Source organism: Neobacillus sp. FSL H8-0543 (assembly GCF_038592905.1).
GTDB lineage: Bacteria > Bacillota > Bacilli > Bacillales > Cytobacillaceae > Neobacillus.
In genome coordinates, this window is sequence record NZ_CP151943.1 from 52,237 (window position 1) to 74,864 (window position 22,628).

Here is a 22,628-nt window from a genome sequence, read left to right on the forward strand (position 1 = left end):
ATAGTAACAATGAAACTTATATGCTTTTTTTTCGTATATACATACAAGCATATTTTAGATGAAGATAACGAAATGGAAGGTTTTGATGAAAGTGGAATCTGCAGAATATTTGTTTGAGGAAAAGAAAAAGATTGAAGCATGGGAAAATGACCAGAAAGGATTATGGTTCTGGGAAAAAATTGGTCGGTTGCCTTTCCTTATGCTAGACAAAATAACACCAAAATTCATTCAGGATAAAATTGGTTTAGCCATTGATGAATTAGGCAGTTACATTCAGACGGGCGGACAATACTTGGTCAAAGAAGATACTATCCTAAAAAAGTTTAATCCTAACCATTCCTTATGGTCTGAAGGTCACAATCGCAATGATTTCTTTAGCAACCTTCCGATTAGCAAAATGGATGAAATTGCAGACGAAATAGGAAATTCGAGAACAAAATTAGCTACGATTCAGGGGGCAACAACGGGGATTGGCGGGATTTTTACCCTGGCGGTTGATATTCCTGTTCTTTTAGGCTTATCCCTTAAGGTTTTACAAGAAATATCTATATGCTATGGGTATGATCCTAATGAAAAATCAGAAAGAATATTCATTGTAAAATGTCTACAATTTACTTCCTCCGATATTGTCGGGAAAAAGGCGATTTTAGAGGAGCTTTCTGCGTACAATCAAGGCAATCAGAACAATCAAATGATTTCACAATTACAAGGATGGCGTGAAGTGGTTACCACTTATCGGGATTCGTTCGGCTGGAAAAAACTTTTTCAAATGATTCCGATTGCTGGAATTATTTTTGGTGCGGTTATTAATCGCTCGTCCATCGGTGATATTGCCGAGGCAGGAAAAATGTTATACAGAAAAAGAAGAATAGTCGAGCGTATTCATCAACTAGAATCGATATAGAGTGCTATGTAGAGTGCCAGGCATCATCCAAAGTGAGTAGGTACATACCTAACAGGTACGGTACCTACTCACTTTGGATAATAATGTGGATAAACCGAATGTGGATTAAAGTAATAATACAAGGGAGACCCTCCCTCGGATGATTAACTTTACCGTTTATCTTTTGTATGATAGTTTGGAAGGGTTATGACTTCGGCTTTTTCAATTTGACTTCAGCTTTCTTTACATCCTCTTCCACTCTGTATTTTACTATCTCGCTAATTAAATCATATGGTAACGGCTTTTCTATTGGAAATTGCACTGCACCTTTTGAGCTCTTAAAGTTCGATAACTTATGCTTAAAAGCAGCGATTCCACTAGGAGTTGGATAAAATCCTATATGATTTTTAAATGCAGCGAAATGCACTAGATTTCCATGTAAAGCAAATGTAGGCATTTGATAGCTTATCTTTTCAGTTGCATTTGGTGCCGATTCTTTTATCACTTTTCTTAACCTATTAAGTATCTCCTTAACCTCAGGAGGAAATTGTAAAATGTATTCATCAATTGTTTTATATGTAATTTTATTTACTTCCATGGTATTTCCTTTCTCTATTACAAATTTTATGTTTCTCAAGCATTAAAGAGTTCTAATCGTTCTTCTTATGTAAGTTCAATCGCTACTTCACACACATGCAACCATATACCAACGCCCTTTGAACATGATTATATCAAGTCTTTATCGTTATGGTCAAAAAAGCAACAAACTTTACGAAAACTGCCATATTAACAGGAGACTGAAAAAATATCAATTCCAAGCAAAACTAAAACAAAGCTAGGAATGGCTGAGAGCAAACACACATGAAACTACGCAAACTAATTGGAAGATGCCTAGCACTTTACTAGTGACATTTGGGAAGGAAAGACTCGATAACTAGAATCGTTATTTGCAGGATATGCTATCAAGTGAAAATAACGAGAAGAAAAACTAAAATTATTGGAGGAATCACAATGTCAACTCAAATCAAAATCACTCATACTTTCAATGCTCTACGTGATCTTGTGTTTAAGGCATTTACTGAATCAGAACAACTAAAGAACTGGTGGGGGCCAAAAGGATGGACGTTTGAGGTTTCTAAAGCAGATTTCCGTCAGGGTGGTGTCTTTCATTACAGCCAGAAACCTGCTGACGGCAACGTAATGTGGGTTAAATTTGTATACAGTGAAATTATTGCACCAGAGAAAATCGTTTACACTAGTTTCTTTTCCGATGAAGAAGGTAACACTGTACGTGCACCCTTTAACTCAAATTGGCCAATGGAAACCCTGAATACCATTACCTTCATCGAGGACCAAGGAAAAACAACCCTTACAATGATTGTGGTTCCCGTATCCCCAACTGAGGAAGAGATTAAAACCTTTGAGGATTCAAAAGAGATGGCTCAGGAAGGATATACCGGAACCTTTGATCAATTAGATGAATACCTAACAAAGGTAAACCATTAAAATAGCCGCAGCAAAAAACACCAACCACCGGTGTTTTTTGTTTTTTATAACCTATTAGGACACTTACTCCATATATTCTTTTCCTCAGTTTATGGAAATTCATGTTAAAATGAGATGATTGTTTTATTGTTTAATAAAAGTATTTTTTTCATAAAGGGTGATTCTTTTTATGGCTAGCAAACCAAAAATTCAAATTGTTGATAATAGTGAATTACGAAATCAGATTGGAAAAAGGAGTATTCCAAAGTGAAAAAAACTATCCTTGGTGCCGCTTTTATTATCATTATTAGTATAACCATTGCCACATTCTTTTTCGAACAGCACCCAGAATTAACTGGACCAGAATTGAATCAACGAAATGAAAAGCTTGACACACAAGAAGTAAAACCACCACAGCCGATTCCCCTACAGCCCATCTATATAGAAGATTCTATTGGATACTCTCTGCAAAACAATCAATTACAAATCACCTACAATAAAGGAATGGATTGGATTGTTGTCCCCGTTGATAAAGTGCAATTGTTTGCAGGAGAATATAATGGAAACGAGCAAGAACTTATTGAGAAAAGCTATATACTTACGCAAAATCGTGCCACTTTCTTATTTTCTGAGGGTGATAGAATTAAATTAATTTATTCTCTAAATCAAGGGAAAACATGGGAACATACTGTTGTTAGGGAGGAATATCTGCCCATCCGTTTCCGAAAAGTGGCCTTTTTAAATGAGTCCTTTGGTTATGTCATCATATCAGGTGACCGCACCATGTCACAAGAATGGAATGCTGTCTATCTAACGAAGGATGGCGGGAAACAATGGAAAGAAACGACTCATTCAAATGTCACAAGATTGATTTATGATGGTGGGTTTGTTGATGAAAACACTGGCTTTCTCTCCTTCGGCATCCTTAATCCAGTAGAACCAGATCTTCACGTTACACAAGATGGCGGGAACTCCTGGAGTCCAACAGTTGTTACTATTCCAGAGAAGTATCATCAAATCTTTGTGATGGCTGAAACTCCTTTTAAAGAAGAAGAACACTTGGCCGTTCATATCAATCAAGGACCTAATGGTGACTACCAGGGCGGAAAAGTGAAGGGAAAATTCATTTCCAACGATAACGGCAAAACGTGGGAGTTTTCCATGGAGGTATTACCAAATGAATCCGACTATTAATCAAAAGAAGAAAATTGGCGGCTGGTTGTTTTTTCTCTTTTCCATCATGCTCTTTTGTGCCCAAATGGGATACTTCTTTTTACAATCAAGATACAATGTGGAGTATACAGACAATCGAATTTTTTATCTGATTAACATCTTGATTCTTATCTCCCTTGTCCTTACCATTTTTCTACTGTTTACTGTAACTAAGAAGTGGAAAATGATTATCGTAAGTATCCTAGTGGTTCTTACTCTCCTGCTTGTGGGCCTGATGATAAACCATAGCAAAAGAATAAATCATATTATAAGTATCTCATCTGACTTCAAAAATGTCTTAGTCATAAAAGAAAACAGAGCAACCGGTCAGGCAAGCTATTATCGAACTTACTACGGAATATTTGCTCGTCCAAAGGAAATGTTTCCCTATCGGACAATTGGCGAGTTTAAGGTGAAATGGTTAGAGAAAGACATTGTAGCCGTTACCTACAAAGATTCTATCCATAGCATACACCAATATATTGGGACATATGGTGATCGTAATGAAGGCTCTTATTCCTATGTTGGTCCATCAATCCATGGGCAATGGCAAACGGAAAGCGTTCGACTTATCAGTGATTCTGAAGGAATTACAATTGACAATAACGGAGAAGTTGAAATTTATGACTGGAAAAACATTGTGCAATTTGGGACAATAGCAGTTGTTTTGATGAAAAATAATGAAGCCACTTTGATGAACAATAATGAAGCCGAATGGACAATAGCATTAAATGAAAACTTCAACAGTAACTCAAATGCCGCGATACCTCCCTCAGGTGAAATAACTTTATATAAAGCTACTATGGACATTATTGAGCCGTTAACGCTGGTATATGAGGGTGAGGCTGATGCTCAACCTAAGCAGTAGTTTTTTCCGTGGATAAATTATAAAGGGATGGTGCATTTCCACCATCCCCTTGCATTTATAGGACTATAGGTTTATCTAAATGAGACCCGTTCCCCTGTACCTTAATTTCGGTTTATTAAGTAGAAAACTATATTAATAATACCAATTACCAACAATGCACCGCCATTAATAAAAAGCCCCACCATTTGACTGATCCCATCTGTTTCAGTAAAAAACCACCAGATACTTGAACCTCCTAATATTAAACCAGGAATGACAAAAGAAATGAGCAATAGTTGACCCATTTTCTTTGTCTTTTTTAAAGAAAAATACCCAAAAACTGTTATTAACAGAGATAACCCGATAAAACCAAAGAATAAAACCAATTTCACAACTATCACTCCTAGTGTAATATTACACTAATTATAACAATATTACCCACCTTTAGGAATGCCCATTTTAAGCTTTCTTAAAAAATTTCTTTGTTATACAAAGTGATAAACAAAGCAAAGGGATGGTGCCTTCGCACATCCCTTTGCTTTACTAGAAAAATTCAATTATAGTGTTCATTTCGACGCCGTAGCAAGAGTAACTTCGGGTGATGTTACTTTGTCATAAAAATCTACAAATTTATCACGATCAGCGCTGTCACGGTAAGCCATGGCAACACGTGGATGTTCATTTAATACACCAGAAATCATGTAAGGAATAATATAGCCCCATTCCCACGTTTGACGCATTTCGAGCATGTGCTTTTCAATGATTCCAAGAACGGGTTTAATCTCATAGCTTGATTTTTGGATATAGCTAACTAATAGCTCTGTGTTACAGTTTCCTGCCGCACGTCCCATCCCATATACAGACGAGTCCATAAATGTTACTCCATTTCGATAAGCAGTTAAAGTATTAGCAAATGCTAGTTGCATGTTGTTGTGTGCATGAACTCCGAGCTGCTTATTTGGTATCATCGCTTGAAACTTTTTCACTTGATGCTCAATATCCGCAGGCTCTAAACTTCCAAAGGAATCCACGATATATACAACATCTACCGGGCTTTCCTTTACCAATTTGAATGCTTCAATCAGCTGAGTTTCCGGTACACTCGATAAAGCCATGATATTCAGCGACGTCTCATAGCCCAAATCATGGAACATTTGCACAAGCTCTAAACCTTTATCAACTTCACGGATATAGCATGCCACTCGAATCATATCTAAAGGACTATGTTCTCGCGGTAAAATATCATTTGGGTCTACACGTCCAATATCTACTAGTGCAGATAGCTTTGTGAATTTTTTCTCAGGAATGATTTCTTTAAGAAAATTATCGTCCAGAAACCTCCATGGATTAGGCTCGGTCGCATTAAGTAGCTTAGGGGAATTTTTGTAGCCAATCTCCATGTATTCTACACCGGCTGCACTTAAGCCATTATATAAGTCCTGAACAAATTCAACACTAAAATCCCAATTGTTAACCAAACCGCCATCTCGAATCGTACAGTCTATAATTTTGCTTCGATTTTGCATGTTGTATTTTCCCCCTGTTTTATCCAATATTTAATGATACGACTATTCCATTTTTACTTTTTCGCTTTTAAGTACTAAAGATTTCTTATAGTGTTTATATCACGGTTCATTAAATGATGTCAACCAATTTTCCGAAAATTCATTTATATATTACAGTGGAAAATCAGGGGCCTGTACTATTTTCTAATATCATTCTTATTAATGGATCCTTCATGTTGAAGAAGCCATTCTTTTCTCCACAATCCACCTGCATAACCTGTTAGTTTCCCGCTGCTGCCTATTATTCGGTGACAGGGTACGACAATAGTTAATTTATTTTTTCCGTTAGCACTTCCCACTGCTCTGACGGCCTTTTCATTCCCTATTGAAACAGCAATATCGCGATAGGATCCTGTTTGAGCGTAAGGTATGCTTGTTAAAGCATTCCATACCTTTTTCTGAAAATCAGTACCCTCTAAAAGAAACGGGATTGTAAAACTAGTTCGTTCCCCTTTAAAGTATTCATCCAGTTGGTCATAGCAATCTACTAGCACCTTTGGAAGATCATCTTTTTTGTTATGTACGGGTTTCTCTTGATCAGAAAACAGGATAGAGCAAATACCTTCATTCGTCCCTTCTATTTCAAGCACTCCAATCGGTGTTTGGTAATCTACTTTATATAATGCAATCACTGTTTTACCATTCCTTCCTATGTATTCTTCCATCTTCTACCTTTTCGTTTCACCAGCATTGATTAGTTAAATCCTCAAGTTCCTAATTTTAAATAAACTACCCCCGAAATAATAAAATCAATTATACCGAAGAGAGCAAATATTAATGCTATTTTTGTTCTAAAACTTCTGCCATCGGAGGTTTCTGTATGAAAATTTGCTCTTTGACGGTCTCCATCTACCCATGCCCCGACAAGAATGCCAGAAATAATAATACAGACAATCCCTGTAATTAGAAAAAATTGAAACACTAATACTCCCCCTTAATTTGTTACTTATATATTATAATACCTTTCGCAGCTAAAAGGTGTTTCCAAGGTAGAAAAAGGCATTAAGCACTGCTCAACACCTCTTTACAACTATATGAAAAGATTTGTATTTATTTTTGAGGCACTTCAACGATATTGCCGCTTTCGGTAATAAAAATGGCTTTTCGATTGGTGTAATCTTCAGTATCGTAGTAGATTCTTGTTAGAACAGGGAAATGACTAGTTTGGAGGTAAGCTGCAAGCTTTTCGATATTTTCATATACAGCTGCTTGTTCCTTCTCCGTTTTTCCAAACCAATCTTCCTTCAAAACAATCATTAATACACTTTGATATCCTGCATCATAATGAAGTGATTGGTAGGTTGGAATATTGGGTCCAACATCTTCTTCCAGTTGCCGGTCAACAGTAAACCTAGATTGAACTAAATCTGGAAATAACTCGAGAATGTAGTTTTTTAGCGGATCAGCGACGGGTGAATCCCATAACACAGCTGGATACAAATCAGCATATCCATTCTCTGTATCTGGTGAAACCGCAACCTCGAAATTTAAATTAGGATTCTGCTCAGAAGAAGCTACGGCATAATAGCCTGAACCAAGTGGATTATATCTGACCTTACGGATTGTAAAATCATCTTGATATTTTTCAGATAAATACGAAATCATTGCTTTTTTTTGCTCAGACTTGCCCCAAGGTGTCCCGTTAAATTGGGTATATACAAAAAAGACCACCAAAAGGAAAACAAAACTAACAATATACACTAATATCTTTCCAGCTTTCATGGTCATCACTCCTTCAAATATAGTTTATTCTGGACAGATTTTTTCTAAAACTACATTAATTCCAAACAATACTAAGGAGTTAATAACAAGAAGGGTAAAGAACCACGAGAACCGTCACCATGTTTCAAAATTGACAGGAAATTTACATTTATTCAATACCTGCTTAATATTTCTTGTTTATACTGCATGTATAAGGGATTGATTTTGGGAGGGAGTTGATTAGATGCTAGAGTTGATGATACGACTTGTCATTTTAATTCCAATCTGTACGGTCACCCCTTTGTAAAAGGAATATTCATTATTAACAGGATGGAATCTTTCCTATTACTTGTCTATATTCCACTTATTTTCCTCTAAGCCACGACCATTACAAACTCTTTTCCATCCTTCTTCTTTTTGAAAAGTTAACAATTCCCATAAGTAAACAGACCATTGAGAACGCCCAAACAACACCAGCAATCCCAAATTGAAGGGAGATTTCTTCAGAAGCCATTGGGTGGTTAAAATCAAAGGAAATTGCCTTTATAAAAAAATATATAGCTAAAGTGAAAAACAGAAAATGGGCTAATGTCCAGATATAAGCAGAGCTATTATTTTTATTTTTTATCCAAAGAAACAGGGTCGTTAAAATAACAATACCCATTACAATCGCGAAACCTCCGATCAACATACCCCTTACTTCTTGTTCTAATGGCATTATGCGCCTCCTCATACATATTTTTCTAATTTTAATTATAACAAAACGATGCCCTATTAGGCATCGTTTCAGCTATCACTATTTCTCACTTTTTCAATTCTTATTACTTCTTCTTCAATCGCACGCATGATGTCAAATGCTCCATCAGACTTGTTGGAGCATACTACAACCTTAATAGAAAGGTCAGGATAATAGGCAGAATGAAAGCTAACCCCGGGATCATATCCCATGATATGGTATTTCAGGATGCTGGTTCCTGTCTTTTTAATCCAAACCCCATAACCATAGAAACCATTTTCATTTACTTGCGTATGAATGGATAAAAGCATATTAGTCAACGTTTTACATAGTAGTCGGTGATTCAAAAGTGCATCCCAAAGCTTTGCCATGTCATTAACCGTTACAAATGCACCGCCATCTGCCCCACCTTTTACAGGCAGCGAATAAATATTTGTTTTCCATGAACCATCTGGTTGATCGATATAACCATAAGCTGTGTTAGGCGGCAGCGCATCAAATGAAAAATATCCTGAGTCAGTCATCTTTGCTTTATTGAAAATCTGCTTTTGGACGTAGTCAGAAAAATCCAGTTTGCTTACACTTTCAACTATTAATCCCAACAAAATATAACCCGCATTGTTGTAATGAAACTTTTCTCCAACCGGAGATTTCATCGGCTCGCTTTGGAAAAATGGTAGAAAATCGCTTCCCTTCCTAATGTGATACATAGGGGTATCAATCCACAATTCCTCAAAATCCTTCATTAGTTCCTCATCAAAATAATCTGGTATTCCTGACATGTGTATCAGCAAATGATGAACGGTTATATTTTCATCAAATCGTGGAAAATCAAGATCCAGACAATCAGTTATTTTAGAATTAAAAGATAGTTTTCCAGCCTCGACGAGTTGGCAAATGGCTATTGCAGTGAAAAGTTTGCATCCCGATGCAATTCCAAAGCGAGTCGCTGAATTATTTTTTAATTGTTCAGATCGATTAGCGTATCCAAAGCTGGTATCTACCAAAATATGATCCTTCTCTTCAACAAACACCGAGCCTGAAAAATCAACTTTCTTTTGAATATTTAAAATGACTTCTGGTAAATTGGAGTTCATTACTAATCACCTCTAAAATGTTTTTTCGTCTAATTCTCCTCTATATTAGTTCTAGAAAAACATTTTCCTTTAAATTTATGTTATTACAACTGTTATCCTAGTAACAATATTCATTACCTCTAATAACTTCATATTAAAGTAATGCACTAGTCCTAGAAATACTTTCCCCTGCACCAATTACTACCTTTATATCTTTTTGAATCAATGACAACCCAACACCTCTAATTATTCAAACTTCCTTTGTTTTCTCCAATTACCTATAATGGATGGAACTAGTTGTCATTAAATCTCCCCATCAATATAGTATTATAGTATATCCCGTCAGAGAGAATTTTGTCCCTTTTTAATATTCCTTCCACCTCAAAACCAAATTTTTTATACAATTCTATAGCTATATTATTGGTTTCAAGAACATTCAGTGTTATTTTTCCAATACCATTTGAGTCCGCCCAATGAATAGATTCTTTTAGAAGATTCTTTCCGATTCCATATCCCCAATATTCTTGTAAGACACAGACTCCAAACTCTACTTTATGTGATGTTCTTTTCAATTTGTTCCCTTCACATCTTGAAAAACCTACAATTCTTTCATTCACTTGGGCAACTAAAAATAGATTTTTACTACTTTCAGTATCCACTTTAATGATCTGTTTAAAGCCTGATTCATCTATGTAGTTCTCGCCTTTTACTCTATCTAAGTTTTCTGTTTCACCATCAATCTGCAATCTTAAATCAGACAAGTTTTTCGCATCTTTCTCAGTTGCAGACCTCACAATATAACGGAAATCATTAATAATAAATTCCTTTTGGTTAACTCTCAATCCAATTCCCTCCCATTAACCACTATTAAAACCAGATTATTCCGTCTATAATTATTATACAAGAATTCATATGTTGGGAGTAACATTTATTAAAACTAATTATCTCCCTTTTTTGTTACTATATATTGAAGCTTGAGAAATATCTTCCCTTTCTTCATGAATCTTATAGACAGTAATCGAAGGGAAATTACTAAAAGTTCTAACCATGGAGCTTCTATGATGACCGTAACCAAAGGATATTCCAATTAACGGTCAACATGGATACGTTATGATGAACGTAGACAACACAACTTTAGCTATAAACGTTATAATAGAATCAATAATTTAATTATAACCAACTAGTAGAAGGGAGAGCCAATTATGGTTCTGCATTTAGAAAATGTTTCAATGAGACGAGGAGAAACTTGGATATTAAAGGATATTAATTGGAAGATTGAAAAAGGGCAAAATTGGATCTTATTTGGACTAAACGGTGCTGGCAAAACCTCTCTTTTAAACTTGCTAAATGCATACACTTTTCCGACAAACGGGAAAGTAAGCGTTTTAGGAATGGAATTTGGAAAGACCTATCTTGCGGAACGGCTTCGAAAGCAAATTGGGTTTGTTTCCTCCGCTATTCAGGAAAAATTCCGCCCAGATGACAATGCCTTTGAAGTGGTATTAAGCGGTGCGTTCGCTTCCATCGGTCTTTATGAAACACCTACAGATGAAATAAGACAAAAGGCAATTACCTTACTTGAGAATCTTGGGTGTATCGAGTATGCCAATCGGAATTATGAAACACTATCCCATGGGGAAAAGCAACGGGTTCTGATTGCCCGTGCATTAATGGCGGATCCGGCGTTACTAATTCTCGATGAACCAACAAATGGATTAGATTTTATTGCAAGAGAGCAATTGTTGGAATCAATCGAGGATATTATGAAAACTCCGGACGCTCCTGCCATAATCTATGTAACTCACCATGTAGAAGAAATTTTACCACTATTCAACAAAACATTATTGCTTAAAGCTGGGCAAGTTTTTGCTTCTGGGGACACAAGCGAGATGATTTCCAGTGAACAGCTTTCCCGTTTTTTTGAACTTCCAGTTAGTGTCATTTGGAACAACAATCGCCCATTGCTATCTAAAGTACAAATGGTAGAAAAATAAATTAATAGGGGAATATTTTTCTATATCACAAGAACATTCCCCTTGCTACCCTTCACTCTTTCCCGATAATTTCTTTCACCAATTCACGATTACGCTTTTTGAAGATTTCGTTATGTGAAGAGACCATTGCGAATTTATTGGCATCAGGCTGGACGAACTGCTTTGCTTTATTCACGGCATTTGCGGCATCTTGAAAGGCCCCGGCAATTAAATTGACTTTCCCCTCGTAGGTTAAAATATCTCCTGCTGCATATATTCCCTCAATCGATGATTCACTTGTTGAATTTCCTTCTATATAAAAATCATTGACCATCTTAATATCCAAGGTACTATTTTTTAGCAGACTTGTATCTTGCTCATATCCATGGTTAATAATGACATCATCAATGTCTAAATATGTAATCTCGCCTGAAACTCGATCAGTTAGTTCAACCTGTTCGATGCTATCTTGACTTTCACTTGCGAGTAGTTTCGTTATCGATGTTTGTGGAAGACAAATAACAGAACTGTTTAGCAATTGAGATACCTGCGCTTCATGACCTGCTAGCGATTCTTTTCTAAAAGTAATAAAGATTTTTTTAGCAATTGACTCTAATTCATTTGCCCAATCAATCGCTGTATTTCCCCCACCAGAAATGATCAAGGTTTTATCTTTAAAATAGCTTAATGATTGTACCGTATAATGAATATTCGATACTTTAGAACGTTCCGCACCTTCCACTTCAAGTTTCTTAGATTGTAAGATTCCACTCCCTACAGCTACAATCACTGTTTTAGAATAATGTTTTTGACCTGATGCTGCTTGCAACACAAATATCCCCTCTTCATTGCGTGAGATGGTTTCAATTTTTTCATTCAAAACAACCTCCGGATGAAACGTTAATCCCTGCTTCACAAGCTTCTCAATCAATTTTGCACCAGTGATAGGTGTAAGCCCGCCAACATCCCAAATCATTTTTTCAGGATAGACATGTATTTTACCGCCTAATTTCGGTTGAAATTCAATAATTTTTGTTTTCATTTCCCGGAGTCCACTATAAAAAGTTGAATATAGACCCGCTGGTCCCCCGCCAATCACCGTCACATCAAATAATGCCTCGTGCTCCATTTAGCGCCAACTCCTATATCTAATTGTAATTGATTATCATTATCAATAAGATTAATTGATTTAAATCAATTTTTCAACAAGTAATTTTTCGAAAAATTCTGAGGCACACAAAAATCTTTAAATTGTGAAGGTTTTTTGGCAGAAAATCATTAAGCTAATCCTTTAAGATTCGTGAACTATTCTAAAACTCCCTTTTGTATGATTTATTTATTTTCTATATTCTAGTTGACTTTTAAAATGGTGGCATTTATATTTGAACACAGATTGATACTGATAATCATTATCAATCTGTGTTCGAAAAATAAAGGAGGTCCCCCCTATGGTTCGCCTATATACAGATGGTTTAAGTATTGGGTATGGTGAACGCTTAATACTCAAAAATCTCAGTGTTGATATTCCTGATAAAAAAATCACCACCATCATTGGGCCTAATGGCTGCGGTAAATCAACCTTGCTAAAGGCCATTACTCGTATCATCTCCCATCAATCAGGGACAGTCCTTTTAGACGGAAAGGATATTTCAAAAGAAAGTACAAAGATTCTTGCGAAAAAAATGGCTATCCTTCCGCAGACACCAGAAAGTGCTAGTGGATTAACGGTTGGGGAGCTTGTTTCCTATGGCCGCTTCCCTTATCAAAAAGGATTCGGCCGCTTAACAAAAAAAGATTTTGAAGTGATTGACTGGGCACTTGAGGTCACTGGAACAATGGAATTTAAGTATCGCACTGTCGATTCATTATCAGGCGGACAGCGCCAACGCGTCTGGATTGCGATGTCCCTATCTCAAGAAACGGAAATTATCTTTCTGGATGAACCGACTACCTACTTAGATATGGCCCATCAACTTGAAGTTTTAGAGCTTTTACAAAAATTAAATGGTGAACAGGAACGAACAATTGTCATGGTCCTCCATGATTTAAATCAAGCTGCCCGGTTTGCAGACTATATCATTGCCTTAAAGGATGGTGAAATCGTCAAAGCTGGATTGTGTGAAGAAGTTATCACCCATCACGTTCTGAAAGAGGTATTCCACATTGATGCCGAAATAGGACGGGATCCGCGAACAATGAAACCCATATGTATTACCTATAATCTATTAAAAGGAGAATCAACCAATGAAAAAAATACTGTTGCCCTTTATTCTGCTGTTAGTGTTAATTATTAGTGCTTGTACAAATGAGGCATCAACAAAAGAGGATAAACCTGCTCCTGATAAAAATGAACCGGAAACGATTACATATAAATCAGAAACTGGTCCAATTGAGGTACCAGCCAACCCGAAACGAGTTATTTTGCTCTCTGGATTTACTGGTAATGTCATAGATTTAGGAGTAAATATTGTTGGTGTTGATGTATGGTCTAAAAACAATCCAACCTTCGAAACAGAATTAAAAGAGGTTGAAGAGGTTTCTGATGAGAACTTAGAAAAAATTATTGAATTAGAACCAGATTTAATCATTGGATTATCCAATATTAAAAACATTGATAAGTTAAGTGAAATAGCCCCAACGGTTACTTACACATGGGGAAAAGTTGATTATTTAACTCAACACTTAGAAATTGGGAAACTATTAAATAAAGAAAAGGAAGCACAAGCCTGGGTTGAAGACTTCAAGAAGCAGGCAACTGCTGTTGGAAATGAAATTCGTGCAAAAATCGGCGAAGATGCAACCGTTTCAGTAATTGAAAGTTATGGTAAGGATCTTTATGTTTTCGGCGATAACTGGGCCCGTGGAACCGAAATCTTGTATCAAGCAATGAAACTGAAAATGCCTGAAAAAGTAAAAGAAGTGGCTTTATCGACAGGGTATTATACTTTATCTGCAGAAGTACTGCCAGAGTATGCTGGAGATTATATTGTCTTGAGTAAATACTCCGATGCGGATACTTCCTTCCAAGAAACCGAAACATATAAGAATATTCCTGCAGTTAAAAACAAACATGTTTTTGAATTTAATGGGAATGGTTCTTCGTTCAGTGACCCTGTCACACTTGAAAAACAACTTAAATTCTTTAAAGAATCATTTCTAGGAAACTAAAAATCAAGGGGAATTCTATGAAAGAAAAGATGAGATGAGAGACTGATATGATGACAGAAAAACAAAAATTTATTCCATTTGGATACAAACTTTTAGCTGGTATTTTTGTATTTGTTGGTATGTTTGTAATCGCGATGGTTATTGGTGCAGCGAATATCACCTTTCAGGATGTGTGGCTCGCCCTCTTTTCTATTAAAGACGGTGATAAAATTTCCATTATCCGAGAAATTCGCTTGCCCCGAGAAATCGCAGCAATTGCAGTAGGAGCAGCATTATCCGTTGCTGGTGCCATTATGCAAGGAATCACAAGGAACCCGCTTGCTGACCCTGGTTTACTTGGATTAACTGCAGGTGCCAATGCCGCACTGGCAATCACTATTGCTTTCCTTCCTTCAGCAAATTACATCATTATTACGATTACCTGCTTTATCGGGGCTGCGGTAGGAACCATGATGGTTTTTGGTATCGGTGCAATAAAAAAAGGTGGCTTTTCTCCCCTTCGTATAATATTAGCAGGAGCGGCTGTGTCAGCTTTTTTATATGCTATTGCAGAAGGAATTGGAATTTTCTTTAAGATATCAAAGAATGTCTCGATGTGGACGGCAGGCGGAATGATAGGAACATCCTGGGGACAGCTTCAAATCATTGTTCCATTTATCGTGGTAGGTATTATCATCTCACTTTGCCTCTCCCGTCAGCTCACCATTTTAAGCTTAAATGAAGAAGTAGCTGTTGGATTAGGGCAAAAAACAACACAAATTAAGGGGATTCTCTTTATAGTCATTATCCTCCTTGCTGGTGCCTCGGTTGCACTGGTCGGAAATATGGCATTCATCGGTTTAATGGTTCCCCATGTAGTTAGAGCAATGGTGGGAACTGATTACCGATATATTCTTCCAATGTCGGCAATTTCGGGTGCCACGTTTATGCTTTTTGCCGATACACTTGGCAGGACGATCAATTCTCCCTTTGAAACACCCGTTGCTGCTCTCTTGGCTACCATAGGGTTACCATTCTTCCTAGTCATCGTCCGTAAAGGAGGTAAGGCATTCTCATGATACACCCATCATTAATAAAAAAACAACGATTAATCTTAGTTAGTATTTTTACCCTTATCCTCGTAACCATTGTGGTTGGAATGGGAATCGGCTACTCTACAGTATCCTATGACAGACTTATCCCGACAATAATCGGTCAAGGAACATTCAAAGAGGAATTTGTACTATTCTCGGTTCGTTTACCGCGAATGATCATTACCTTGTTAGCCGGTATGGCCCTTGCGTTATCAGGGTCTATTTTACAGGGAATCACTCGAAATGATTTGGCTGACCCTGGTATTATTGGGATCAATGCCGGGGCAGGTGTTGCCGTAACTGTATTCTTTTTGTTTTTCCCGATTGAAGCCGGCACTTTCGTCTACATGCTTCCCCTTGCCGCTTTTGCTGGTGCTTTACTTACTGTATTTTTCATCTATCTCTTTTCTTATAAAAAAGATACTGGTTTACAACCCGTTAGATTAGTATTAATTGGAATTGGATTTTCAATGGCACTTTCGGGAGCAATGATTGTTCTCATTTCCTCAGCAGAACGAGCAAAAGTAGATTTTATTGCGAAGTGGTTAGCGGGTAATATATGGGGCACGGATTGGCCCTTCATCTGGGCACTTCTTCCTTGGTTAGTAATTTTGATACCTTTCACCTTATATAAAGCTAATCGGTTAAACCTTCTCGGACTAAGTGAATCTGTGGCAATTGGTGTCGGTGTATCTATTGAGAAAGAACGGATTGTCTTATTGATAGCAGCCGTTGCCCTAGCAGCTTCCGCAGTTTCGGTTACTGGGCAAATTTCATTTATTGGATTATTGGGTCCCCATATTGCCAAAGCACTAGTGGGACCTAGAAATCAACTATTTATTCCCGTTGCTATTCTCATTGGAGGGTTTCTATTAGTATTCGCCGACACCATCGGACGTAATATCGTTGAACCAGCAGGCATCCCAGCAGGAATAATGGTTGCATTAATCGGTGCTCCCTACTTTATGTATTTACTATTGAAAAAATGACATTTGGTGCCTGTCACCAAATGTCAACTTCTTTACTATAGGTGTGTAGATATTTACTACAAAATCCTTTGTACTTACTACATAATTACAGTGACTTACGACAAATTTCAGAACCTTTTCTACTGGTCCTCATCATTTTGCGAATTCTTTCAATTGTTTCATGTACTTGCATACCAAATCTTTCTAATAGTTTGCGAGAGACTATCAAATCCCTTTCCGGCACAGTTTCTTTCCATGAAACCCTTCTTCATCGACCCAAATCCCAATCTGGCTCCTTGTTCGGTCGATGAAACACTTCTTCATCGACCCAATTCCATCTCTGGCACCAGTTTCGGTCGATGAAACCCTTCTACCATGACCCATTTCCCACTTTGGCACCAGTTTATCGGCCAAGGAACCTCTCTTAAATTAATACATTCCTTGGATGGATAGAAAAATACATATTACTGCCATGGAATATAAAACAATAGAGGCTAAATGACTTTTTCTCATTTTAAAGCCACAAGTAAGGAAAAAGGCAGCAGCAGCTAATTTTGAAAAACCTTGAAGATAGGTATTTTCCGAAAAAAATGAGCTACTAAAAATAATAGAACACAACAAAGTTGATACAATTAATACCTTAAACCACATAGGCTCTTTTAGGAATTGCATTATCATAAACTTTATCCAATGCATAAGATAACTCCCTTCATGAATTATACGATTCAATTTTTTGAAATTGATGATAATTTTATGACATTCTCTCCAAGTTCGTAATGTGTCTCATTTTAGACACAGTGAATGAAATATTTCTATGCTATTCTAAATTTATATACTTTAATATATTATGATATTCCTTGGAGGGTTATTTATGAGCTGTGGTTGTGCATCAAGTTTAAAGGATGGAAAAGACATCGTTGATCATGTGACAAGTAAGGGAAAAGCAAGCTTTGCACCAACAGTGGAGCACGAAATCAGCTGTGAATGTGGTGAAATCTTTACATTAAAAACCGTTATTATGAACTGCCCAAAATGTGAAATGACATATGCTGTAACACCATGTGGGTCAGATGATAGTAGAAATATTAAGCTCGCTGGCATAAAATACGCTTAATACAATAATTATGAAGCCTGTATCTAATACCCTAGATACAGGCTTTTGTTTACATAAATGGTAATTAGTTTGATTAATTATTTATCTGAGGTATGCTTGAAAAAAGGAGGGATACAATTATGAATACGCTAAAGAAAAGTCTAAGGACCTGCAGTAAGGGTCACAAATACTATAAAAGTAGTGATTGCCCTACCTGCCCGAAATGTGAGCAAGAGCGGATACCTGAAAATGATTTCCTTACACAACTTTCGGCACCAGCCAGAAGAGCACTAGAAAACAATGGGATAACTTCTGTTCAGCAGCTATCAAACTATAGTGAGAAGGAAATTTTAACATTTCACGGTATGGGACCAGCTTCTTTACCTAAACTTAGAACAGCATTACAGAAAAATGGATTAACATTCAAATCAAGCAACTAATCGTCTGGTTGCTTGATTTGAATGCTACACAAATGCATTTCCACTTTCACTACATGCAAACCTCAAAGTACACTCTGGTTCGAATCTCCGAAATATGAATGGTTTGAAGTGTACGCTACCCAACAAGGCTTCAAGCTTAATGAAATCTTAAGGTAATCTCTGATTACCTCGCTAAAACAATAACGATAATAATAAAAAAATCACGAGCGATAGTAGAGGCTCGTGATTTTTCATGATTGATAATTAGTGTGAATGTCTTTCGACTCTCTGCTTACGGATGGCGTGGATAACAAATGTAGCAAGAAAAGCAACGACCATGATGATAATGAAAATTTCATTTGGAATATGAATGTCAACAAGTGTTAGGCCCATTTTAACCGCGATAAATGTAATCAATACGTATGCAGTCGTTTCAAGTTCTGGTACTCTGTTCATTAAAGTTATGAAGAAGGTTGCCACTCCCCGCATCATTAATATACCAATCATACCACCTAGTAATATTACCCAAACTTTTTCTGAAACAGCAAGTGCTGTCAGAATACTATCTACAGAGAAAGCTAAATCCATGATTTCTAAACTAATAACCGTTGCCCAAAACACACCAAAGGTTTTCACTAACCAGCCTTTTGGAGCACGATCTTTCTCGTCATCAACATCCTCCTTACTTTTTAGTTTTTCTCTAAAGAAGCTTACAGCAAGCCACAATAGGTACAATGCTCCAATCAACTTAATAAACCATAACTTAATAAGGAAGGTTCCAAGTCCGATGAAAATAAAACGGAATAAATATGCTCCCCATAAACCATAGACCAAAGCCTTCTTTTGTTGATGCTTTGGTAAGGGCTTTACAAAAGCAGACAACACTAAGGCATTATCTGCTGATAAGATGCACTCCAGTACGGCTAAAGAAAGAATTAATCCCCATGCTTCTGAGGAGGTTAATACCTCTGCCCACATTTGCCAATCTAACATAGAAGCATAGGTTGAAATTATCTCATCCCACATTTTTCATTTCTCCTCTGATTTTAATTTAACCCTTACAAACTTCTAATTTTTTCTAACAGGTCATTCATTTTCTTTAGACCATTAATGATCTCATATAGGGATTCATCCGTTTCCCCCTTAATAGAGATTAAAATTTTCTCTATCAACTCTTGATTAATCTCTTTTACCACACTATTTCCTTTTTCTGAAAGAATTAACTTTACAACCCGCTCGTCCTCTTCGTCTCTTACTCGTTCTAAGAAACCTTTGGTTCCAAGCTTTTTACACATCGTAGATATATTAGTCCCAGCAATATTTAACCTACTAGCTAAACTACCAATGGTATGTGAACCATGTTGATGTATTTCCACAAGTATTCTCCCTTGTAGCATAGTTACCCCATGTTGTTCACATAGTGAAGTAATGACCATATTCGTATTTTCACCAATTTTTCGCGTATAATCCCATAGATTGTTTTTAAAATCTGTTACTTCCATCATTTCCCTCCGTATTTTACTATTAATCATATTATATATAGATTATATATAATATACATTATAGTATTATTTTTAAAAAACACAAATACAATGTATTTAATTCCCCATAAACAGGAAAAAGGTTAACCAATTATCAGGTAACCTTATTAATCACTTGTATTTTTTTCTACTTTCGTACGTTGTTGATTTTATCCTAACAGGATAGCCCACATGTACATTTATTTTTTCCAAAATACAAGGAATATGCCGCAGGGAATTCTTGATTGACCCTTTGAACTTCCATAGCAAACTCCTCCTCTGATTTAGGTGCAGGTAATAATCGATCTGCTTTTTCATGGGTATCGATGTTAGCACCAGGCGGAACAAAACTGTTTGGTTTAAGTTCTACCCCATTTGTCACTACTGCGCATGAAGAAATAAAGCAACCCTCCAATATCCGAGCATTATAAACAATTGCTTTAAAGCCAATAAAAACATTGTCACCTACCTGACATGGCCCATGAATTAATGACCCATGGGCACAAGATACTCCGTTTCCAATATATACGGAGTACCACTTATTGTCCTTCTCCACATACTTATTTTTCAACCCATGAAGAATTACCCCATCCTGTAAATTACTATTACTCCCAATATAAAAGGGTGTACCTTCATCTGCGCGAATACTAACAAATGGACCCACATAGGTATTATTTTGAACCGTGACATCCCCTACAATATAAGTAAAGGGACTTAAGAATGCATTATTATGGATTCGTGGAAACCTTGGATAAGGATTTACCGACGTTGGGGGATTGTAACCAACATAGTAACTGTAAATATTCATTGGCCATTGGTTACCCGGTTCATTCCACATAATAAAGACTCCTTTCATTATGCAACCATGTTAATTTCTTCATATTACATATACGTAAGAAATTTCAGTTCATACCAATGCCAAAGTATTTATCCGAAGTTAGAGATACAAATGAATAGGAAAAAGGTTAACCAATTACCGGTTAGCCTTTTTAATCACTTGAACTTCTTTCCATTTTCGTACGCTGTTAATAAACCAAATTCTTGTGCAGTCTTCTAAATCGGAAACGGATATAATTTTTTCATGAATTCCGCCTGTATTAATTAGTCTTTCACGGAAGGTACCTGCTAATAAACCGCTGCAAACTGGGGGTGTCCATAAATATCCATCCATTTCCACGACTACATTGCCATTAGTAAATTCCGTCAACTCTCCGTCTTCATTCCAAAGCAACACATCGAAAACATCCTCAGGCTTTCGTTTCTGAAATTTAGTATATATTTCCCGATTCGTCGTTTTATGGTATAAGAATGGATTATCCTTATCTATCGGCTCCTCAGCAAGGACCACTTTCAAAGTTGTTTCTTGAAGGGTAATAGGCTGACTTTCTATCGTCATATCCCCGTCTTTTGCCGCGAGGAGACGCACCTTGTACACACCAATACTATTTTCACCTGAAAATTCATGTAAGGCTCTTTTAACATCATTTAACTGAAAATCAAAATATTGAGCAGAATTTTCAAGGCGTGTTAGGTGTTCGTCAAGTAAAAAATAGCAGCCATTTTCTAAAAGCAAACTTTCGAGCAACTGGAATTTCACAGGCTCCTCCTCGAGTAACTTTGCTTTTGTAAGGATTTCATGATATTCCCCTTCTGTCGTAGAATCCCAGGTAATCCCGCCTCCAACACCATAAACCACGTCTCCAGATTTATGCTCAAGCACTACAGTCCTAATCGGTACATTAAAAATCGCTTCCATATTTGGTGTTATATACCCAATGGCACCACAATAGACTTCACGCGGCGCCGTTTCTAAGTCCGTGATGATATTCATCGTACTAATCTTAGGTGCGCCAGTAATTGACCCGCATGGAAACAGTGCTTTAAAAATATCAACTAGTTGCGTATGTTCAGATACCTTTGCAGTAATCGTTGAGGTCATTTGATGGACCGTTGGATACTGCTCAATTTCAAAAAGCTTTTCAACGGTTACCGTCGAGGGTTCCGCAATCATACCTAAATCATTCCTCAGCAAATCGACGATCATAACATTTTCTGACCGGTTTTTTTCCGAGTGGTAGAGCTCTTTGGCATTTTCACTATCCTCTGCAAACGATTTTCCTCTTTTGGTTGTTCCTTTCATCGGTCGGGTGGTAATTTGGTCGCCTTCTAAGTGGAAAAATAGTTCAGGTGATGCAGACAAAATACTATGATCCCCCGTATTGATATACGCACAATAATTGGAGGCTTGTGCTTTTTTCAATCTATTGAAAAAAGATACCTCATCCCCTTCAAATTGTGAAGTTAAGCGGATCGTATAATTTGTTTGATAGGTATCACCGTTCTCAATCAATTGTTTAATAGTCCTAATTGATTGATTGTACTCGTCCCTGCTAACAGATGGTTTCCATTCTGTTACCTTAAATTCCCCAGTACTAGTAAGCGGTTGAAGCGCTGGCTCTGAAAAAATACCAAACCATAATAACGGCATCGTACCTCCTTCGCTAACCCGATAAGCCGAATCAAAGGCAGGAGCACTTTCATAGGATAAAAATCCTGCAGCATAATACCCGCTATCCACTGCCTCCTGAATAAGTTTCAGACTGGGCAACACTTCCTCCACGGTTTGAGCAATAATCACCTTATACGGATCCTGAAAAGTAAATGGTGTTATTTTATCTTTAGAATTGGAATATTCAAATGATAAGAGTGCGTGTTTATGTTTCATGTTGTTTGTTTTCATCCCTAAATTCCTTTAATTTTTGGTTCTGTTAAACTTGGCTGTTGATTTCCGCTCCAGGCGCTATGCTTTCCGCGGGCGTGCCGGGGAGCCTCCTCGGCGCCGTACTCCCGCAGGAGTCAAGCGACTTCCGCTCCAATCAACAGAGTTATAAATCAACAATGACCTTTAA

The 22,628-nt window shown here is 37.0% G+C and carries 27 protein-coding genes; 11 read left to right on the plus strand and 16 right to left on the minus strand.

All coding sequences use genetic code 11. The annotated features are described in order from the left end of the window. Window positions 1–85: 85 nt before the first annotated feature. Window positions 86–904 carry an EcsC family protein gene (locus tag NSS81_RS00300; RefSeq protein WP_342431589.1) on the plus strand — a complete coding sequence of 273 codons (819 nt, stop codon included), beginning with the start codon at window positions 86–88 and terminating at the stop codon, window positions 902–904. 184 nt (window positions 905–1,088) lie between these two features. On the opposite strand, the gene NSS81_RS00305 is transcribed toward NSS81_RS00300, so the two are convergent. Continuing rightward, entirely contained in the window at window positions 1,089–1,481 is a 393-nt protein-coding gene (locus NSS81_RS00305) for a DUF1801 domain-containing protein (protein ID WP_342434151.1), read from the minus strand. 413 nt (window positions 1,482–1,894) lie between these two features. Between NSS81_RS00305 and NSS81_RS00310 the strand changes: the two genes are divergently transcribed. From NSS81_RS00310 to NSS81_RS00320, 3 genes are all read left to right on the plus strand, one after another. Further along, window positions 1,895–2,389 (plus strand): SRPBCC domain-containing protein, encoded by a 495-nt coding sequence (locus NSS81_RS00310; RefSeq protein ID WP_342431590.1) that lies wholly within the window; start codon window positions 1,895–1,897, stop codon window positions 2,387–2,389. Window positions 2,390–2,635: 246 nt separating this feature from the next. Further along, window positions 2,636–3,562 (plus strand): oxidoreductase, encoded by a 927-nt coding sequence (locus tag NSS81_RS00315; RefSeq protein ID WP_342431591.1) that lies wholly within the window; start codon window positions 2,636–2,638, stop codon window positions 3,560–3,562. Next, window positions 3,546–4,448, plus strand: a complete 903-nt coding sequence (locus NSS81_RS00320; protein ID WP_342431592.1) for a hypothetical protein — start codon at window positions 3,546–3,548, stop codon at window positions 4,446–4,448. The genes NSS81_RS00315 and NSS81_RS00320 overlap by 17 nt, the downstream gene beginning before the upstream one ends. A gap of 101 nt (window positions 4,449–4,549) precedes the next feature. Here the strand turns inward: NSS81_RS00320 and NSS81_RS00325 are convergent, their stop codons facing one another. The 8 genes from NSS81_RS00325 to NSS81_RS00360 form a co-directional block, all read right to left on the minus strand. Further along, on the minus strand, window positions 4,550–4,819 hold the full coding sequence (locus tag NSS81_RS00325; RefSeq protein WP_342431593.1) for a hypothetical protein: 270 nt from the start codon (window positions 4,817–4,819) through the stop codon (window positions 4,550–4,552). A gap of 174 nt (window positions 4,820–4,993) precedes the next feature. Then, window positions 4,994–5,953 carry an aldolase catalytic domain-containing protein gene (locus tag NSS81_RS00330; protein ID WP_342431594.1) on the minus strand — a complete coding sequence of 320 codons (960 nt, stop codon included), beginning with the start codon at window positions 5,951–5,953 and terminating at the stop codon, window positions 4,994–4,996. 176 nt (window positions 5,954–6,129) lie between these two features. Beyond that, window positions 6,130–6,624, minus strand: a complete 495-nt coding sequence (locus NSS81_RS00335) for a methylated-DNA--[protein]-cysteine S-methyltransferase (RefSeq protein WP_342434152.1) — start codon at window positions 6,622–6,624, stop codon at window positions 6,130–6,132. 74 nt (window positions 6,625–6,698) lie between these two features. Continuing rightward, complete coding sequence (locus NSS81_RS00340) at window positions 6,699–6,914, minus strand: DUF5316 family protein (RefSeq protein WP_342431595.1); 216 nt, start codon at window positions 6,912–6,914, stop codon at window positions 6,699–6,701. Window positions 6,915–7,042: 128 nt separating this feature from the next. Then, on the minus strand, window positions 7,043–7,714 hold the full coding sequence (locus NSS81_RS00345; RefSeq protein WP_342431596.1) for a hypothetical protein: 672 nt from the start codon (window positions 7,712–7,714) through the stop codon (window positions 7,043–7,045). Window positions 7,715–8,081: 367 nt separating this feature from the next. Next, window positions 8,082–8,411, minus strand: coding sequence for a hypothetical protein (locus tag NSS81_RS00350; protein ID WP_342431597.1), 330 nt, complete (start codon window positions 8,409–8,411; stop codon window positions 8,082–8,084). A gap of 68 nt (window positions 8,412–8,479) precedes the next feature. After that, window positions 8,480–9,526 carry a serine hydrolase gene (locus NSS81_RS00355; RefSeq protein WP_342431598.1) on the minus strand — a complete coding sequence of 349 codons (1,047 nt, stop codon included), beginning with the start codon at window positions 9,524–9,526 and terminating at the stop codon, window positions 8,480–8,482. 272 nt (window positions 9,527–9,798) lie between these two features. Then, the gene (locus tag NSS81_RS00360; protein ID WP_342431599.1) at window positions 9,799–10,347 is read right to left on the minus strand and encodes a GNAT family N-acetyltransferase; all 549 of its coding nucleotides are present in this window, start codon (window positions 10,345–10,347) and stop codon (window positions 9,799–9,801) included. 360 nt (window positions 10,348–10,707) lie between these two features. On the opposite strand from NSS81_RS00360, the gene NSS81_RS00365 reads away from it, so the two are divergent. Beyond that, window positions 10,708–11,499: an ABC transporter ATP-binding protein gene (locus tag NSS81_RS00365; protein ID WP_342431600.1), complete on the plus strand. Its 792-nt coding sequence runs from the start codon at window positions 10,708–10,710 to the stop codon at window positions 11,497–11,499. Between the two features lie 52 nt (window positions 11,500–11,551). On the opposite strand, the gene NSS81_RS00370 is transcribed toward NSS81_RS00365, so the two are convergent. Continuing rightward, complete coding sequence (locus NSS81_RS00370) at window positions 11,552–12,607, minus strand: NAD(P)/FAD-dependent oxidoreductase (RefSeq protein ID WP_342431601.1); 1,056 nt, start codon at window positions 12,605–12,607, stop codon at window positions 11,552–11,554. 319 nt (window positions 12,608–12,926) lie between these two features. On the opposite strand from NSS81_RS00370, the gene NSS81_RS00375 reads away from it, so the two are divergent. From NSS81_RS00375 to NSS81_RS00390, 4 genes are read left to right on the plus strand one after another with little or no spacing between them, the layout of a single operon-like run. Continuing rightward, window positions 12,927–13,772 carry an ABC transporter ATP-binding protein gene (locus NSS81_RS00375; RefSeq protein WP_342431602.1) on the plus strand — a complete coding sequence of 282 codons (846 nt, stop codon included), beginning with the start codon at window positions 12,927–12,929 and terminating at the stop codon, window positions 13,770–13,772. Then, window positions 13,723–14,646 (plus strand): iron-hydroxamate ABC transporter substrate-binding protein, encoded by a 924-nt coding sequence (locus tag NSS81_RS00380; protein ID WP_342431603.1) that lies wholly within the window; start codon window positions 13,723–13,725, stop codon window positions 14,644–14,646. Before NSS81_RS00375 ends, NSS81_RS00380 begins: the two co-directional genes overlap by 50 nt. A gap of 47 nt (window positions 14,647–14,693) precedes the next feature. Next, entirely contained in the window at window positions 14,694–15,704 is a 1,011-nt protein-coding gene (locus NSS81_RS00385) for an iron ABC transporter permease (RefSeq protein ID WP_342431604.1), read from the plus strand. After that, the gene (locus NSS81_RS00390; protein WP_342431605.1) at window positions 15,701–16,708 is read left to right on the plus strand and encodes an iron ABC transporter permease; all 1,008 of its coding nucleotides are present in this window, start codon (window positions 15,701–15,703) and stop codon (window positions 16,706–16,708) included. The genes NSS81_RS00385 and NSS81_RS00390 overlap by 4 nt, the downstream gene beginning before the upstream one ends. Before the next feature lie 204 nt (window positions 16,709–16,912). Here the strand turns inward: NSS81_RS00390 and NSS81_RS00395 are convergent, their stop codons facing one another. Further along, window positions 16,913–17,086, minus strand: coding sequence for a hypothetical protein (locus NSS81_RS00395; protein WP_342431606.1), 174 nt, complete (start codon window positions 17,084–17,086; stop codon window positions 16,913–16,915). 30 nt (window positions 17,087–17,116) lie between these two features. After that, on the minus strand, window positions 17,117–17,383 hold the full coding sequence (locus tag NSS81_RS00400) for a hypothetical protein (protein ID WP_342431607.1): 267 nt from the start codon (window positions 17,381–17,383) through the stop codon (window positions 17,117–17,119). Window positions 17,384–17,558: 175 nt separating this feature from the next. Here NSS81_RS00400 and NSS81_RS00405 point away from each other — a divergent pair, with 175 nt between their 5' ends. Both NSS81_RS00405 and NSS81_RS00410 read left to right on the plus strand, forming a co-directional pair. Then, window positions 17,559–17,801: a hypothetical protein gene (locus NSS81_RS00405; RefSeq protein WP_342431608.1), complete on the plus strand. Its 243-nt coding sequence runs from the start codon at window positions 17,559–17,561 to the stop codon at window positions 17,799–17,801. 119 nt (window positions 17,802–17,920) lie between these two features. Further along, window positions 17,921–18,220, plus strand: coding sequence for an RNA polymerase alpha subunit C-terminal domain-containing protein (locus tag NSS81_RS00410; protein ID WP_342431609.1), 300 nt, complete (start codon window positions 17,921–17,923; stop codon window positions 18,218–18,220). A gap of 243 nt (window positions 18,221–18,463) precedes the next feature. On the opposite strand, the gene NSS81_RS00415 is transcribed toward NSS81_RS00410, so the two are convergent. From NSS81_RS00415 to pabB, 4 genes are all read right to left on the minus strand, one after another. Further along, window positions 18,464–19,225: a TerC family protein gene (locus tag NSS81_RS00415; protein ID WP_342431610.1), complete on the minus strand. Its 762-nt coding sequence runs from the start codon at window positions 19,223–19,225 to the stop codon at window positions 18,464–18,466. 32 nt (window positions 19,226–19,257) lie between these two features. Further along, complete coding sequence (locus tag NSS81_RS00420; RefSeq protein ID WP_342431611.1) at window positions 19,258–19,704, minus strand: MarR family transcriptional regulator; 447 nt, start codon at window positions 19,702–19,704, stop codon at window positions 19,258–19,260. A gap of 190 nt (window positions 19,705–19,894) precedes the next feature. Then, window positions 19,895–20,557, minus strand: coding sequence for a carbonate dehydratase (locus NSS81_RS00425; RefSeq protein WP_342431612.1), 663 nt, complete (start codon window positions 20,555–20,557; stop codon window positions 19,895–19,897). 135 nt (window positions 20,558–20,692) lie between these two features. Then, complete coding sequence (gene pabB / locus NSS81_RS00430) at window positions 20,693–22,459, minus strand: aminodeoxychorismate synthase component I (RefSeq protein ID WP_342431613.1); 1,767 nt, start codon at window positions 22,457–22,459, stop codon at window positions 20,693–20,695. Window positions 22,460–22,628 lie beyond the last annotated feature (169 nt).

Excerpts from the sequence above, each read along its gene's own strand:
- NSS81_RS00385 (WP_342431604.1), top strand. The coding sequence starts at position 14,694 with ATGATGACAGAAAAACAAAAATTTATTCCATTTGGATACAAACTTTTA.
- NSS81_RS00390 (WP_342431605.1), top strand. The coding sequence starts at position 15,701 with ATGATACACCCATCATTAATAAAAAAACAACGATTAATCTTAGTTAGT.
- NSS81_RS00370 (WP_342431601.1), bottom strand. The coding sequence starts at position 12,607 with ATGGAGCACGAGGCATTATTTGATGTGACGGTGATTGGCGGGGGACCA.
- NSS81_RS00375 (WP_342431602.1), top strand. The coding sequence starts at position 12,927 with ATGGTTCGCCTATATACAGATGGTTTAAGTATTGGGTATGGTGAACGC.
- NSS81_RS00305 (WP_342434151.1), bottom strand. The coding sequence starts at position 1,481 with ATGGAAGTAAATAAAATTACATATAAAACAATTGATGAATACATTTTA.
- NSS81_RS00365 (WP_342431600.1), top strand. The coding sequence starts at position 10,708 with ATGGTTCTGCATTTAGAAAATGTTTCAATGAGACGAGGAGAAACTTGG.
- NSS81_RS00350 (WP_342431597.1), bottom strand. The coding sequence starts at position 8,411 with ATGCCATTAGAACAAGAAGTAAGGGGTATGTTGATCGGAGGTTTCGCG.
- NSS81_RS00415 (WP_342431610.1), bottom strand. The coding sequence starts at position 19,225 with ATGTGGGATGAGATAATTTCAACCTATGCTTCTATGTTAGATTGGCAA.
- NSS81_RS00345 (WP_342431596.1), bottom strand. The coding sequence starts at position 7,714 with ATGAAAGCTGGAAAGATATTAGTGTATATTGTTAGTTTTGTTTTCCTT.
- NSS81_RS00380 (WP_342431603.1), top strand. The coding sequence starts at position 13,723 with ATGAAAAAAATACTGTTGCCCTTTATTCTGCTGTTAGTGTTAATTATT.
- NSS81_RS00300 (WP_342431589.1), top strand. The coding sequence starts at position 86 with ATGAAAGTGGAATCTGCAGAATATTTGTTTGAGGAAAAGAAAAAGATT.
- NSS81_RS00320 (WP_342431592.1), top strand. The coding sequence starts at position 3,546 with ATGAATCCGACTATTAATCAAAAGAAGAAAATTGGCGGCTGGTTGTTT.
- NSS81_RS00355 (WP_342431598.1), bottom strand. The coding sequence starts at position 9,526 with ATGAACTCCAATTTACCAGAAGTCATTTTAAATATTCAAAAGAAAGTT.
- NSS81_RS00420 (WP_342431611.1), bottom strand. The coding sequence starts at position 19,704 with ATGATGGAAGTAACAGATTTTAAAAACAATCTATGGGATTATACGCGA.
- NSS81_RS00400 (WP_342431607.1), bottom strand. The coding sequence starts at position 17,383 with ATGCATTGGATAAAGTTTATGATAATGCAATTCCTAAAAGAGCCTATG.
- NSS81_RS00405 (WP_342431608.1), top strand. The coding sequence starts at position 17,559 with ATGAGCTGTGGTTGTGCATCAAGTTTAAAGGATGGAAAAGACATCGTT.
- NSS81_RS00410 (WP_342431609.1), top strand. The coding sequence starts at position 17,921 with ATGAATACGCTAAAGAAAAGTCTAAGGACCTGCAGTAAGGGTCACAAA.
- pabB (WP_342431613.1), bottom strand. The coding sequence starts at position 22,459 with ATGAAAACAAACAACATGAAACATAAACACGCACTCTTATCATTTGAA.
- NSS81_RS00310 (WP_342431590.1), top strand. The coding sequence starts at position 1,895 with ATGTCAACTCAAATCAAAATCACTCATACTTTCAATGCTCTACGTGAT.
- NSS81_RS00330 (WP_342431594.1), bottom strand. The coding sequence starts at position 5,953 with ATGCAAAATCGAAGCAAAATTATAGACTGTACGATTCGAGATGGCGGT.
- NSS81_RS00425 (WP_342431612.1), bottom strand. The coding sequence starts at position 20,557 with ATGTGGAATGAACCGGGTAACCAATGGCCAATGAATATTTACAGTTAC.